This is a genomic window from Bradyrhizobium sp. HKCCYLRH2060, assembly GCF_051168135.1.
Lineage (GTDB): Bacteria > Pseudomonadota > Alphaproteobacteria > Rhizobiales > Xanthobacteraceae > Bradyrhizobium.
The window spans coordinates 209,344-223,119 of sequence record NZ_JBNPUK010000004.1; the positions used below are offsets into that span (position 1 = coordinate 209,344).

Sequence of the window (13,776 nt, forward strand, 5' to 3'; positions counted from 1 at the left end):
CGTCTAACTTCAAACTCAGAATTCGATCTGAGGTCGATTTTATTGCGCGCGATGGCGAACGCATGTGGTATTTTATAACCGTTGTTCTGGTCGGCCCGGGGGGCGCGTGCGTGCGTGATGAGGCACAAGCTTTGGTTGTTGATCTATATTGCCATGGTCATCTTATCGGGCTGCCTGGCAGCTCCGATCGCATATAGCGGCAGGGGTATCTCGATCGCCGGATGCAAGCCGGCGCCGGAGCGTGATCAGTTCATCAGCTCGTGCAGTGCGCGCCGGTTTGGAGACTTCGAGCATGCTGCGTTTTGGTTCGGGATCGAGGGCAGGGCGCTTGCCAACCTGAAGGCAGCCGATGTGGTCTTTACTGGATCGAGCCGCACGATGTTTGCTTTCAGCACGGCCGAAGTGCGGTCGTATTTTGCCGCACGCGGTTTACGGCAGTTCAATCTCGGATTCAGCTATGAGGACCAGCAGGCGTTCTTCTCTGCGCTTGCAGTGAAGCACCATCTGCGTCCACGTGTGCTGGTGATTGGCGTCGACCCCTATTTCAACGACCGTGTGAGCGAGCCCGCTCTGGCCGCGATGCATGATCGATGGGAGCTCGGGCGGGCTCTGGTCAAGAAGGGGGAGATGTGGGCCCAGCCAGCCCTATGCAAATTTCGGTTTATCGACTGCGAAATTGCGCCGACGGCCTTCAGATCGTCAGTGGATGGCTATTTTCTCTGGCGGGATTCGCTTATGGCGGATCGCCAGCGCCCGCGGGTTCGTCGGCATCAGTTGCGGGACTTTCAGGTCAATGTGCCGCTCGCGGCGATCGAGGCAAACACCTTCTTGAAGCGAATTGGCATGCCTGCCGACTGTGTCGTGCTGGTCCCGATGCCGACGACTGAAATCTGGCCAAAGCCGGATCCGACCAGGCAACTCGCCGAGACGATCGGGGCCATGTATATCGACGCGGACACCGGCGACGATCTCACCTTCGTCGACGAGGTGCATCTGTCATTTGACAGCGCGAAGCGGTTCTCGTCGGAATTTGTTCGTGCGTTCGACCGGCTGCCGCAGACCTGCTTGAACAACGATCCATTGCCGGCCCAGGCCTCCGCGCTTCCTGGCAAGTGATGGAGCTGGGACGGTCGGGATCGCCGCGGACCTCTAAAGGGGGCGCCTCCAGCGGAGCCGCCAACTCCGCGCAAATGCAAGCACACCGATGGGCTTGCGCCTTGGGCGCGGGCTCGAGCAATTGCGCGGTCAGGTCAATCGGGCCTGGCTTCGAGCAGCCGAAGGGACGGATGGATCGTCGAACGAGACCGGGATGGTGCTGCCAAAGCGGTAGAGTTCAAGCGATCTTCGTGAATTCCGTCTGGCTCAAAAAGTTGCGGCCAGGCCTTGGGGGAGGCCTGGCCGCGCGCGAACCGGTCTGGGACGGGGAGGGGTGGGGATGTGACCGGGTCGCGTAACTCGAATTCCTGTCTCGCCTCTCTGATCAGCGCTATCTTGCGCTGGCGGTGGCTACGGCCGGGCGACCGTCGCCGAGCGAGACCCACACGTTCGGGTCGCTCTGCGACTGCCGCTTGACGAAGCGGTAGCCGGTTTCGGTCCAGGCGACGACGTTCTCGTTTTGATTGTCGAGCACGTACTCGCCCTTGTCGGTCTTCACGGTGAGGACGGCATGTCCTTCACCCTTCTTGTCGCGCACCACCGTGATCAGCAGCGCCTCGCGGGGCCAGCCGGCATCGATCAGCAGCTTGCGCTTCAGCAGCACGTAATCCTCGCAGTCGCCGTAGCCATCCGTCGGCAGCGACCATTTCTCGACCACGCCCCAATGGTCCATGTCGGTGATGGGCTTGACGTTCTCGTTGACCCAGCGATTGACCTTTAGCAGATCGCGCCAGGCGGTCTGGGACAGCACGATGTCGCGGGGCTGCGACGCGCCGCCGCGGCATTCCTCGGGGGTCTCGGTGCAGAACTCGACCCAGCCGATCGGCGCCCGTGCGGTATCGCCCAGGCTCGCATAGAGCACCCGGTCATCACCGGCATGCGCCATTCCGCCCATCGCCATCAGGAAGGCTGCGACCGCCCACCCTGTTGCCTGTCCCGTCCGCTTGACCATTTTGGCCCCCCGTTTTCGTTGGGACCATGTGTCTCACAAAGATTTTTCGCTGCCGCTAAATCGCCACGATGGATTTGACGCAAATCCAAGTAAAACAAAGGGCTTATTCGACTTTCACTTGAATCGAATCTAGCTAAAATTTGAATCATTCGCGGTTGAATCGAATGCGCTGCATTAAGCTGGGAACCGCTGCCGTTGCAGGGTCCCGTGCGCTTTTCCCGCCAACCATTAACTGCGCTGGACTGCCTGTGCGATGGCCGAACGCCACACGGCGCCCGTGGTGGCGGACGCCGTGTGCTCCGTGAAGTTGCGGGATTTCAGAGGCTTGCGGCTTTACCGCGCGGTAACGCTGTCTTCGAGCGTTTCGGCGAGCTGGGCGTGCATGAACTCGATCGCGAAGCCGCCTTCGAGATTTCGCACCACGCGCGCCTGGACGCGGCCGAGCATGACCTGCGATTTCAGCGGCGGCCTGGTCTCCGCCGCGATCGCCGCGCCCGACAGCGACATGTCGATGATGCGGCAAGTCATCTTGGTGCCGTCCTCGAGCGTCAGCACCGCGATCGGGTTGCGCGGAATGATACGGTCGTGGCGGCGATCCTCCGGCAGGTTGAGGATGTCGCGGTTGGCGAGCCAGGTCAGCTGCGCGGCGAGCTTGTCGCGCTTGCGCGCGGTGGCGCCGATCGTCATCGCGAAGCCGTTGTCGATGATGCGGGTGATCTTGCCCTCGACGCGGCCGATATGGTCGAGATAGGCGATCACGCGGTCGCCGACATTGCCGATGCCTGGTGCGAGCAGCGCCAGCCCGCCCGGCGACATGTTGATCACCTGGCAGGGAAACTCGCGCCGGTCGGGCAGCATGTAGCGGCCGAGCAGGTGGACCTTGACCCGCTGGAAACGGCGGCGCTCCTCGGCGGCCGGAAGAGAGAGTTTTTTGTTCGGCAACGCCATGTTTCGCCACTCAAAGCCGGCTCTTAGCGTGCCGGATGATCCAGTGTTGAAACTAAGTCCTGCACGGTTAATTCAGCGTTATCGCAGCACCGCAGGCGTTCATCTTGTTCGCGCAAGGCGAGCGTTGCCGCTGATGACGGGGAGAGAGCTGCGGCCCGATGAGGCTTACGGCACACGCGTCTGCAGGACGTCAGCGCAGGCCCTCATACACCATCAGGCCGCGGGCGAGCGCGAGCTTGCGCAGCGCGCGCGGCACGATCGGCTCGACCGGCGGATGGATGTAGCGCCATGACACCATCTCCAGCGGGCCGAGCGCGCCCCTTGGCGTCTCGAACGGGGCGAGCAGGCCGGTCAGGCTGATCGGTTCATGCGCGCGGGTCGCGAACGGCAGCAGCAGCAGCTCGAAGTGCGCGGTCGTGCGATCCGGCGCCTGCGCCGTCACGCCGGCGATCGCCGGCAGCGTCTCTTCGCAGACCACCGCCGTGATCTCCTCGATCTCGCGGCGGCTGGCCGGCGCGAACTGCGCCGGAAAGCTCCTGTCCTTGACGTCGCCGCCGAGCAGCGCGCACAGCCGCGTGCCGGCCATGCGGAACGGAAAGCCGCTGTCGGCATCGCAGGACAGGACGAAGATGTCGCCCAGCAGCTCGCGCACGGCCGACGGCTCGAAGTCGCAGCGCTCCGGCGCCTTGGCATGGCCGCGCCTGTCGTTCCAATAGGCGAAGAGCTCGCGATTGGACGGATGTTTCATCTCGGTAACCCCTCGCGCCCCTCGACGTCACGGGGGACATTGCTGTCCCGCTTTCGTCCAGGCGCCTCCCTGGTTGATTTTCGCAGGAGGGGTGGTGCAGCGTCCATGCCGATGGTGCGATCGTGCCGGCTTTACCCCGGCCTTCCGCGCGTTAAGGTTAAATTAACGATGAGCTTGGCGGCGTCCCGGCGATCGTTAACAATGCGTTCATCAGATCGCGGCCGGACGGTGCAAGGTCCGCCGCGATACGGTGAGGTACACGCAGGCGGCGTCAAACAAGTCTGGTCGTCGCGACGGGGCGGGGTGGGGACAACAACCCCGGGCGCTCCGGACGCGGCAAAGGCCGGCAAGTCTCGGAGGGAGGGTCTTCTCAGGACCCTCCCTCGTTCTTTTGGCGGATCCGTCGCCCTTTCGCCTCCGCTGCCTCCGCCCCACACATCAACTCTGCCGCCGTGCGCTTGCGCAGGCCGGCCAAAGCCGCCTATCTGACGGATCTGTTCCTCTCGTCGAAGGCGTGCGTTCCGTTGGATTCCTCCTCGTCAGACCTCACGCAGGATCCGCCGCTCCAGCAGGCGCGGGAGCCGATCCTCAATCTGCCGGGCGCACTGACCGCCTACATCCTGCTGATCGCGGTGATCCATCTGCGCGTGCTGCTGCCGGACGAGTGGAACGCAGGGATCATCGACCTGTTCGCCTTTGTCCCGAAACGATACGACCAGACCCTGATGGACGGGGCGTTTCCCGGCGGCACGCCGGCCAAGATCTGGACCTTTTTCAGCTACTCGCTGCTGCACGCCAATCTGGCGCATATCGGCTTCAACGTGCTGTGGCTGCTGCCGTTCGGCAGCGCGCTCGCGCGCCGCTTCGGAGCGCTCAGGTTCTATCTGTTCCTGACGGTGACGGCGGCGGCCGGTGCGCTGGCTCATCTGCTCACCCATGAGCACGCGCTGGCGCCGATGATCGGCGCCTCGGCCTCCGTGTCCGGCACCATGGCGGCGGCGATGCGCTTTGCCTTCGTGAGCGGCAGCTTCCTGTCGTTCACCCGCGGCGATGCCGATGCAGCGGCCAGGGTGCCGGCGCTGTCGCTGTCGCGTGCGCTGCGCAATCCGCGGGTCCTCGGCTTCCTGGCGGTGTGGTTCGGCGTCAACATCGTGTTCGGCATCGGCGGCATCACGCCCGGCGCCGAGGGCGCCGACGTCGCCTGGCAGGCGCATATCGGCGGCTTCATCGCCGGACTGATCCTGTTTGCGCTGTTCGATCCCATCCCGCATGCGCGTGGCGATGCTGCACCTGCGTTGCCGTCCGACGCGGCCGACCATTAGTTGCCGCGATCCTGCGCTTGCGAGCGCGGGTGATTTCATTCATCATTTGCGTCCACCACAACCGGGACACGATTCCGGGCGAACGAAAGCAGGCCCTTTTGTGCCATGCGGCAGGCCTGCGAAGGGCGTTGCAACCACAACGCGATCCGCTGCGTTGGATCAGACGCGGTCGGGCCGGATGCGTTGGATCGGTTGCGCTGCCAGACTGTTGATTGAAGACTCGCTTGACTGACGATCGCTGGAAGCATCGGCCGCAACGACGCCTCGTTCAAGAAGGCGCACCGGCCTTTCAAGGAGACGAGCAATGACAGTACGTGCGATCCTCGACATCAAGGGCCACCAGGTCGAGAGCGTCGAGTCCCAGACCACACTCGCCGAGGCTGCCAAGCGGCTCGCCGAGCGCAAGATCGGCGCGGTGCTGGTGATGTCGGGCAGCCGGATGGAGGGCATCCTCTCGGAACGCGACATCGTCCGCGCGCTCGGCGAGCGCGGCGCCGCGGCGCTGACCGAGCCGGTGTCGAACGTGATGACGCGGCGGGTGGTGAGCTGCAAGCCGGCGGATACGGTCGCCTCGATCATGGAGATGATGACCAACGGCAAGTTCCGCCATCTGCCGGTGATCGAGGGGGGCGGCGTGGTCGGCCTGATCTCGATCGGCGACGTCGTGAAGTGGCGCGTCCAGGAATACGAGACCGAGCAGGAAGCGCTCCGCCAGTATATCAAGACGGCGTAGTCGCTCCGCCGCCGGTCGGCGTGACTGCGCCGATCGCCTCCTGGATTGAATCCAGCGCACGTTCGGCCGCCCTTGTGCCGAACGCGATGAGGTCGGCCGCGCGGTGGAAGTCGAACCAGCCGATCTGGCCGACGCGCGGCGAGATCAGCAGGTCCGGCGGGTCGCCGGCGAGGCGCGCACGGGTGATGCGGTCCTGCATGATGTTGAAGGCGTCGACCATCACCGACGAGATGCCCGGCCGGCCGCCTTCGCCGAAGAACTGCCGTTTCACCGCGCGCTCCGGCGAGAACAGCCTGCGGAAGCGCCGCTTCGGCGGCGTGCTTTCCATCACCGTCTCCGGCACCTGGACCGGCTGGCCATGCGCGTAGATCGTTGTCGAATGCGTGAACACGTCGCTGGACAGGTTGGCGGCGATCACGATCTCGGCGCCGAGCGCCCGCGCCGCCGACACCGGCACCGGATTGACCATCGCGCCGTCGACCAGCCAGCGGTCGCCGATCAGGACCGGCGCGAAGATGCCGGGCAGGGCATAGGAGGCGCGCATCGCATCGACCAGGCTGCCATGGGTCAGCCAGATCTCGTGCCCTGTGCGAATCTCGGTTGCCACCGTCGCGACCTTCATCGGCAGCTCCTCGATGGTGACGCGGCCGAGCGATGCTTCGAGCTGGGCGGCGAGCTTCTCGCCGCCGATCAGGCCGGAGCCATTGAGGCGGATGTCGAGATAGCCGAGGATGTTGCGCATCTGCAGGCTGCGCGCCCATTCCTCCAGGGTATCGAGCTGGCCGGCCGCATAGGCGCCGCCGACGACGGCCCCGATCGAGGTGCCGACCACGACGTCGGGCACGATGCCGTGGGCCATCAGGGTCCGGATGACGCCGATATGGGCAAAGCCGCGCGCCGCGCCGCCACCGAGCGCCAGCCCGATCACCGGCTTGCGGATCGTCCCGAGACCGACATCGGAACCTTCGGTTCCGCTCGTACGGCGTCCTTTCAGAATATCCAGCACCGAGATCTCCACGCCTACGCATACTGTGTGCAACGAGTCGGCAACGGACTCATGACGCATGACAGCCTAGCACCAGCCTACCAGAAGCATCCTTTATGCCGGGTCGACGGGAGTGCCGGATGCCGCTGATTTGAACGCTCCGCCGGGCAGACTGCGCGCCGCGGGCGCTCAGGCGCCGGAGAACGCGACCAGGTCGCGCGCCGTTCGCGCGGTTCCTCAGGGAAGGTTGAGTAGAGGCTTGAATTTGCCGCGTTTTCGGTCAAAAGCAGGACGATGACGACAGGTCGCGGGTTCACCAGATTCCGGCGCAGCGGGCGGCTATGGCTTGTGCTCGCCTTGTCGTGCCCGCTGACCGGTTTCGTGATGTCGCCGGCCGCGGCGCAACTGTTCGGCGACCGGCCGCCGCCGGTTCCGCCGGCCTCAGTGCCTGATCCCGGGGCGGCGGTCAGCCTGGCGCCACCCTCCGGCCCCGCCGCCGGGCCCATTCCGCCGCCGGCCCCGCAGGCGCTGCCGGGACCCCCGGTCGCCGCGATCCCCCCCGGCGCGCCGGCCGCGATCCCGCCGGTGGCCGCTCCGCCGGCCGCGACTCCCAATCAGGGCGTGCTGTCGCTGTCGGCGCGGTTCGGCAAGGACCTGCCGAACATCAATGGCGGTCTGGTCTGGCGCGTGTTCGCCGACCGGCCGGACGAATCTGGCGCCTTCAAGATGCTGCGCGAGGATCGCGGCCCGACGCCGAACATCGTGCTGCCGCCCGGCACCTATGTCGTGCATGTCGCGCTCGGCCTCGTCAGCGCGGTCAGGTCGGTGAACCTGAAGACGGAGACCGATCGCGAATCCTTCGTGCTGCCGGCCGGCGGCCTGCGCCTCGAGGGCAGGGTCGGCACCAGCAAGATCCCGCAGAACCAGATCTCGTTCGCCATCTACAAGGGCAGCCAGTTCGATGGCCGCGAGCGGGCGCCGCTGGTGCCGAACGTCGCCGCCGGCGACATGCTGATGCTGCCGGAGGGCACCTATTACATCGTCTCCAACTATGGCGACGCCAACTCGGTGGTACGCTCCGACATCCGCGTCCAGGCCGGCAAGCTCACCGACGTCACGGTGACGCACCGTGCCGCGGTCATCACCTTGAAGCTCGTCTCCGACAAGGGCGGCGAGGCGCTCGCCAACACCGCCTGGTCGGTCATCAACCCCGGCGGCGACGTGATCAAGGAATCGATCGGCGCCTTTCCCAAGGTCGTGCTGTCCGAAGGCGACTACCGCGCCATCGCCAAGAACGAAGGCAAGGTGTTCGAGCGCTCCTTCAGCGTCGTCAACGGCGTGGATGGTGAGGTCGAGGTGCTGGCGCGGTAAGTTGCGCCAACTCGGCAGGGCAAACCGACTCTCCCCACCATTCATGAGAGCCAATCTCCGGGGAGAGCCGCATGCAGATGTCCGACATCATCCGTACTGCCATCGCGATCGGCGAGCGCAAGGGCTGGATCACGTTCGATGAGCTGAACGAGATCTGCCCGGGCGCCGAGGTTGGGCCCGAGGATATCGAGCGGATCATGGAGGCGCTCAGCAACGGCGGCATTCGTCTGGAAGAGGAGTGATACGAGACGGACGTTTTCTGGCGGGAACCCGCCTGATCAACGGTCTCGTCCCCGCGAACGCGGGGACCCATACCGCGGATGCGATCGGGAGACATCGCCGCCAGACGTCCGCATCATCGCGTCCGGTGGTTATGGGGCCCAAGGCCGGAACGGCAGCAGTGACCGTCGACGCGATCGCGCCGCATCGCGGCCGACTCGTGTCGCATCTGCCCCGTCGGATGATTTTGTTGCAGGGCCGTAGGGCAGGCAAAGCAGCTGCCATCAGGCGGCAGCGTGCTGACCATCGATCTGGGACCGCGAGCGGATGCCTCGTGCGAGAAGGGGCCCTGTCTCGAACGGTCCAGGCGGAACGGGGGTCTCCGTCGCAACGATGGCGGGCCTCACTTTCCGTCGTCCCGTGCCGGACCATGCATGAGGCCGGTCCCGGCCAGCGTCAGGACCCGGCGGATGATCTGATCCAGGTCGTCATCGCGGACGATCTGGCGGTCGATCAGCAGCAGCCCGAGGCCATGCACGAGCGCCCACAGAAACAACCCTGCAATCGGCAGCTCCGCGGCCGTAAGCCGGGATTCGAGGCTCGCCTTCATGATCTCGTAGCTGCGCGTCCGCAAGCCGCGGATCGCTGCGCTGTGCTCGGATACGGCGGGGAAACCCTCGCCGAACATCAGGCGGTAGAGCGCAGGATTGGCGCGCACGAACGCAATGTAGGCCTCGCCATAGGTCAGCAGTGAGCCGCCCGGGTTTGCCGGCGCAGCGGCGAGGCATGCGGCGAGCTCTGTTGCGCCCTGCTCGGCAAGGCCGAGCGCGATGGCGTCGCGGCTGGGAAAATGATGATAGGCCGACGGCGCTGAGACGCCGACCCGGCGTGAGATCTCGCGCAGCCCGAGGAATGACGGGCCGCGCTCCTCCAGCACCTCGCGCGCCGCCGTCAGCAGCGCGTTACGCAGGTCGCCATGATGATAGGTCTTGCGCGGCTTCTTGGCTGGCTTCGCCGCCATAGGGCCAAATCCCGGTTCAATCTTTACAGCGTTAGAATTATGCGCTATCCCGCGGCAGTGCGCAACCTGCTGCCCTGGTGCGGGAGAGGGACGATCGTCATGCAGATGGGACAGCCCAGCCGGACCGCACTCGGAGCCGCGATCCTCCGCGCGGCGCATCAGGTCGTGGACGGCGCCAGCATCTTCGCTGATCCGCTGGCCCGCGTGCTTCTCGGCGACGACGCCGACACCCTCATCGCGGCCGCGGCAGCGGACGAGACCAAGCAGCAGCTCAGGCGATTCATCGCTGCGCGCAGCCGGTTCGCCGAGGATGCGCTGGCTACGGCGGTCGCCAGCGGCGTCCGTCAGGCCGCGGTCATCGGCGCCGGCCTCGATACATTCAGCCTGCGCAATCCGCACGAAGCCCATGGGTTGCGCGTGTTCGAGGCCGACCATCCGGCCACGCAGGCCTGGAAAAGGGAGCGCATCGCCGCAGCCGGCCTCACTTTGCCCGCGTCGCTCACCTTCGTGCCGGTCGATTTCGAGCGGCAGCGTCTCGGCGATGCCCTCGCTGCGGCTGGCTTCCGGCCGGACGAGCCCGCTTTCTTTACCTGGCTCGGGGTCGTGCCCTATCTCAGGCGCGAGGCGGTCGTGGCGGTGCTGACATTCATGGCCAGTCTGCCCGGTGCGCAGGTCGTGTTCGACTACACCGAGCCGCTCGACAACTACAGCCCGGCGCGCCGCGCAAATGTCGAAGCTCTCGCCGCACGCACCGCCGCCATCGGCGAACCCTGGCTGAGCCGTTTCGATCCTTCGGATCTCCGCCGCGAGCTGCGCTCATGCGGCTTCGATGAAATCGAGGACGTCGGCGTGACCGGAATCATCGGCCGCTATCTCGGCGCACCCGACGGCGACGGCGCGAGCGAGGCAGGACCGCACGTCGTGCACGCCCGGCGGTTTGCGTAGGGAGTAGGATGGGCAAAGCGGCCGCCGAAGATGGCAGCGTGCCCACCATGCATCCGCGCTCTCGTCACGAAGATGATGGGCACGGCGCCATATCGATCTCGCGCGTGGATGGGGCACGGCAGCGCCTTTGCCCACCCGACAGCTCATACGGACTCATCAATTGCCCGTCGGGTTACTTTGTCGCAGTTATTAGTCCTTGCGCCGTCGGGCAAATCACCTCCACATTTCGGCGTATCCCGTCTCGAGCTGAGGGGCGTATCGCGGTCGTCACGAGACGCGAGGCGGGGAGCGGTGGGCGTGGTGGATTGCAGCGCGGGGTCTCTCGTGCCGACGAACGATCTGCTGCGCACGGTCAAGTCGCGCGGTCCTGATATCCCGATGCTGATATCAACTCACGTTGAGGCTTCGCCTTGCGTGGGGATGGTGGCCAGAAAGCCCGGCGCACCAGGGAGAACGCGAAGCAGCCGTTAAAGCCATCGCGCAGGGAGGGCCGGGTTTCCGGCTGACCTGTGGTACCTGCCGCCTGCATTTTTTTCGCAGGCGGGCCACGGGCCTCAGTCGAGGTCCGGCTCTCCCTGCGCCCTCTGTTTGAAGAGGGCGGTTCGATCAGCAAAACTCGGGCAGATCGTGTCGCGAGATCGCGCAGTCACATCCGCATCCGTGCCGTATCTCCCTCTCGTTGGGACAGCGGCGATGAACGTGAAGCGACGCTGTCACAGTCGCTAATGCGCGATAACCATGGAACCACTTAAAACTGTCACAATCGCTGCGCGCCATGCGCGAAGCCAATGCATTTACAGCTCGTTAAAGCCGCGTCTGCTTCAGATACCGCCGGGACCGACAGGGTGGGCGATCGAGTGGGAATGATGAGTGCCGCGACGACCAAGGCGTTGACAACGATCAGCAGCGATCTCTTTGACGACATCCCGGTGCTCAGGCGCAAATGGCAGGCCGCATTGAGGCCAGGGCAGCGCCTGCCGCGCTACGAGGACGTGATGCTGGGCAGCCTCGGCCGGCTCGCCGATCACATCGCGGTGCTCAACAACGACGACGGCGGCCTGCAGATTTCGCGCAGCGGTCGCTACGTCCAGCAATGGCTGCAGGACGAACGCTGGGACGTCGCGGTGGAGGCCGTGTCGCCGGATTGTGCCACCGTGCTGGTGGAGGCCGCCAATTGCGCGCTCGTCAGCGGCCAGCCCTATCTCGCCCATGCGCATTGCGTGCGCGACGGCATGGTCCGCAGCTATGATGTCCTGGCGTTGCCGACCAATTCGCGGTGGGGCAGCACGCTGGTCGGGACCTATGTCAACGAGCGTGCCACGCAGTACAATCTGCTCGACGCGATCTTCTCGACGACCGATGACGGCGTCGTCTCGCTCGCGACCATCCGCGACAGCGTCGGCATGCCCTGCGATTTCCAGGTGGTCCATCACAATCGCGCGGCCGCTGACCTGCTCAGGCTGCCGTCGGCGACGCTGCAATGGCATCGGCTGAAGCAGGGCGGCAACATGTTGTGCACGCCCGAGGTGATGGCGCGGCTGTTCGACGTGGTCACGCACGGGCGAAGCGACCAGTTCGAGCTCGACAGCGAAGCGCGCAGTCTCAGGCTCGGCGCCCACGCCTTCGGCGACATCATCTCATTGACCATTGCCGATGTGACCGCGCTGAAGCGGCGCGAGGCCTCGTTCCGGCTGCTGTTCGACGCCAATCCGGTGCCGATGTGCATCCTCGACGCCAAGACCGCGCAGATCCTCAACGTCAACGACGCGATGGTCGGGCACTATGGCTATGGCCGGGCCGATCTCCTGTGCATGAACGTCTGGGATCTCTGGCCGCCGGGCGAATGGGAAAGCCTCGATGACGCGCTGTTGCGGCTCGCCGACGGCGATCTGTTTCACCGCGACTGGCGCCATCGCAAGGCTGATGGCAGCGAGATCGAGGTGCTGACCTATGGCCGCGAGATCAGCTTCGATGGCCGCGACGGCGTGCTGGTCGCGATCGTCGACATCACCGAGCGCCGCCGCGCCGAGGCGCGCATCGCCTACATGGCGCACCATGACGGGCTGACCGGCCTGCCGAACCGCGAATTCTTCCAGCAGCGCCTCACGCAGGAGCTCGACGGCGCCTTGTCGGCGGACAGGCGTATCGCGGTGATGTGCATCGACCTCGACCTGTTCAAGACCGTCAACGATTCCTTCGGCCATCCGATGGGCGACCGGCTGCTGCAGGCGGTCGCGGGCCGCCTGACGCAGCAGATGCATGGCGGCAAGCTGGCGGCGCGGCTCGGCGGTGACGAGTTCGCGGTGATCATCCGTCAGGGCGGCGCCGATGACGCCAGCGAGAGCGCCGCGCGTCTGATCGCGGCGCTCAGCGCTCCCTATGACATCGACGGCAATGAGCTCGTGATCGGTGCCTCCATCGGCATCGCGCTGTCGCCGGGCGACGGCGCGAGCTGCGAGGAACTGATGAAGAACGCCGACATGGCGCTGTACCGCGCCAAGCAGGACGGCGGCCGCGTGCATCGGTTCTTCGAAAAGGAGATGGACCGCCAGGCGCAGAAGCGCCGCGACATGGAGCACGATTTGCGCCGCGCCTTCGCGCAGGGCGAATTCGAGCTGCACTACCAGCCGCTGGTCGACGTCGCGACCGGCGCGATCTCCGGCTTCGAATGCCTGCTGCGCTGGCGCCATCCCGACAAGGGCATGATCTCACCGGCCGACTTCATCCCCGTGGCCGAAGACATCGGCCTGATCGTGCCGCTCGGCGAATGGGTGCTGCGCGAGGCCTGTCACGAGGCGGCGCGATGGCCCGATGGCATCAAGGTGGCGGTGAACCTTTCGGCGGTGCAGTTCCGCAGCCGCAACCTCGTGCAGGTCGTGGTCCAGGCGCTGGCGCAGTCGGCGCTGGCGCCGGAGCGGCTCGAGCTCGAGATCACCGAGTCGATCCTGCTGGCGGAGACCGAGGCCAATCTGGCGACGCTGCATCAGCTGCGCCAGCTCGGCATCCGCATCTCGATGGACGATTTCGGCACCGGCTATTCCAGCCTCAGCTATCTCCGCAGCTTCCCGTTCGATAAGATCAAGATCGACCGCTCCTTCGTGAAGGACCTCGCGCAGCGCTCCGACTGCCTCGCCATCGTCCGCGCCATCTCCGGCCTCGGCAGGAGTCTCAACATCATCACCACCGCCGAGGGCGTCGAGACATCGGATCAGCTCGACTGGCTGCGCGCCGAAGGCTGCAACCAGGTCCAGGGCTATCTGTTCAGCGCCGCCAAGCCGGCCTCGGAGATCGCGGGGCTATTGGCGCAGTTCGGTGGACGATCGTCCAAGGCGGCGTGATGGGATGACGGCCGCCACACCCTCAACCGTCGTCCCGGA

General features: G+C 65.6%; 12 protein-coding genes. 7 read left to right on the forward strand and 5 right to left on the reverse strand.

Going from position 1 to position 13,776, the window contains the following annotated elements; all coding sequences use genetic code 11:
- The first annotated feature begins 138 nt into the window (after positions 1–138).
- Positions 139–1,116 carry a hypothetical protein gene (locus tag ACQR10_RS11790; RefSeq protein ID WP_316215994.1) on the forward strand — a complete coding sequence of 326 codons (978 nt, stop codon included), beginning with the start codon at positions 139–141 and terminating at the stop codon, positions 1,114–1,116.
- A 370-nt stretch (positions 1,117–1,486) separates the two neighbouring features.
- Here ACQR10_RS11790 and ACQR10_RS11795 read toward each other — a convergent pair whose 3' ends face one another.
- From ACQR10_RS11795 to ACQR10_RS11805, 3 genes are all read right to left on the reverse strand, one after another.
- On the reverse strand, positions 1,487–2,107 hold the full coding sequence (locus ACQR10_RS11795; protein ID WP_316215995.1) for a transglutaminase-like cysteine peptidase: 621 nt from the start codon (positions 2,105–2,107) through the stop codon (positions 1,487–1,489).
- Between the two features lie 333 nt (positions 2,108–2,440).
- Positions 2,441–3,055: a PilZ domain-containing protein gene (locus ACQR10_RS11800; RefSeq protein WP_315801062.1), complete on the reverse strand. Its 615-nt coding sequence runs from the start codon at positions 3,053–3,055 to the stop codon at positions 2,441–2,443.
- A 190-nt stretch (positions 3,056–3,245) separates the two neighbouring features.
- A complete protein-coding gene (locus ACQR10_RS11805; RefSeq protein ID WP_316176996.1) occupies positions 3,246–3,803 on the reverse strand; it encodes a PAS domain-containing protein in 558 nt (185 codons plus the stop codon).
- Between the two features lie 524 nt (positions 3,804–4,327).
- Between ACQR10_RS11805 and ACQR10_RS11810 the strand changes: the two genes are divergently transcribed.
- Complete coding sequence (locus ACQR10_RS11810) at positions 4,328–5,125, forward strand: rhomboid family intramembrane serine protease (protein WP_434911958.1); 798 nt, start codon at positions 4,328–4,330, stop codon at positions 5,123–5,125.
- A 304-nt stretch (positions 5,126–5,429) separates the two neighbouring features.
- Positions 5,430–5,858 carry a CBS domain-containing protein gene (locus tag ACQR10_RS11815; protein ID WP_315801059.1) on the forward strand — a complete coding sequence of 143 codons (429 nt, stop codon included), beginning with the start codon at positions 5,430–5,432 and terminating at the stop codon, positions 5,856–5,858.
- On the opposite strand, the gene ACQR10_RS11820 is transcribed toward ACQR10_RS11815, so the two are convergent.
- Positions 5,845–6,864, reverse strand: a complete 1,020-nt coding sequence (locus tag ACQR10_RS11820; RefSeq protein WP_316215996.1) for a patatin-like phospholipase family protein — start codon at positions 6,862–6,864, stop codon at positions 5,845–5,847. The two genes, ACQR10_RS11815 and ACQR10_RS11820, sit on opposite strands and share 14 nt — an antisense overlap.
- 273 nt (positions 6,865–7,137) lie before the next feature.
- Here ACQR10_RS11820 and ACQR10_RS11825 point away from each other — a divergent pair, with 273 nt between their 5' ends.
- Positions 7,138–8,214 carry a hypothetical protein gene (locus ACQR10_RS11825; protein ID WP_316215997.1) on the forward strand — a complete coding sequence of 359 codons (1,077 nt, stop codon included), beginning with the start codon at positions 7,138–7,140 and terminating at the stop codon, positions 8,212–8,214.
- Positions 8,215–8,285: 71 nt separating this feature from the next.
- Entirely contained in the window at positions 8,286–8,456 is a 171-nt protein-coding gene (locus ACQR10_RS11830; protein WP_316215998.1) for an RNA polymerase sigma factor region1.1 domain-containing protein, read from the forward strand.
- Between the two features lie 380 nt (positions 8,457–8,836).
- Here ACQR10_RS11830 and ACQR10_RS11835 read toward each other — a convergent pair whose 3' ends face one another.
- Positions 8,837–9,454, reverse strand: coding sequence for a TetR/AcrR family transcriptional regulator (locus ACQR10_RS11835; protein ID WP_316215999.1), 618 nt, complete (start codon positions 9,452–9,454; stop codon positions 8,837–8,839).
- A 99-nt stretch (positions 9,455–9,553) separates the two neighbouring features.
- Between ACQR10_RS11835 and ACQR10_RS11840 the strand changes: the two genes are divergently transcribed.
- Together ACQR10_RS11840 and ACQR10_RS11845 are read left to right on the forward strand one after the other, a co-directional pair.
- Positions 9,554–10,399 carry a class I SAM-dependent methyltransferase gene (locus tag ACQR10_RS11840; protein WP_316216000.1) on the forward strand — a complete coding sequence of 282 codons (846 nt, stop codon included), beginning with the start codon at positions 9,554–9,556 and terminating at the stop codon, positions 10,397–10,399.
- An 866-nt stretch (positions 10,400–11,265) separates the two neighbouring features.
- Positions 11,266–13,737, forward strand: coding sequence for a putative bifunctional diguanylate cyclase/phosphodiesterase (locus tag ACQR10_RS11845; RefSeq protein WP_315801055.1), 2,472 nt, complete (start codon positions 11,266–11,268; stop codon positions 13,735–13,737).
- Positions 13,738–13,776 lie beyond the last annotated feature (39 nt).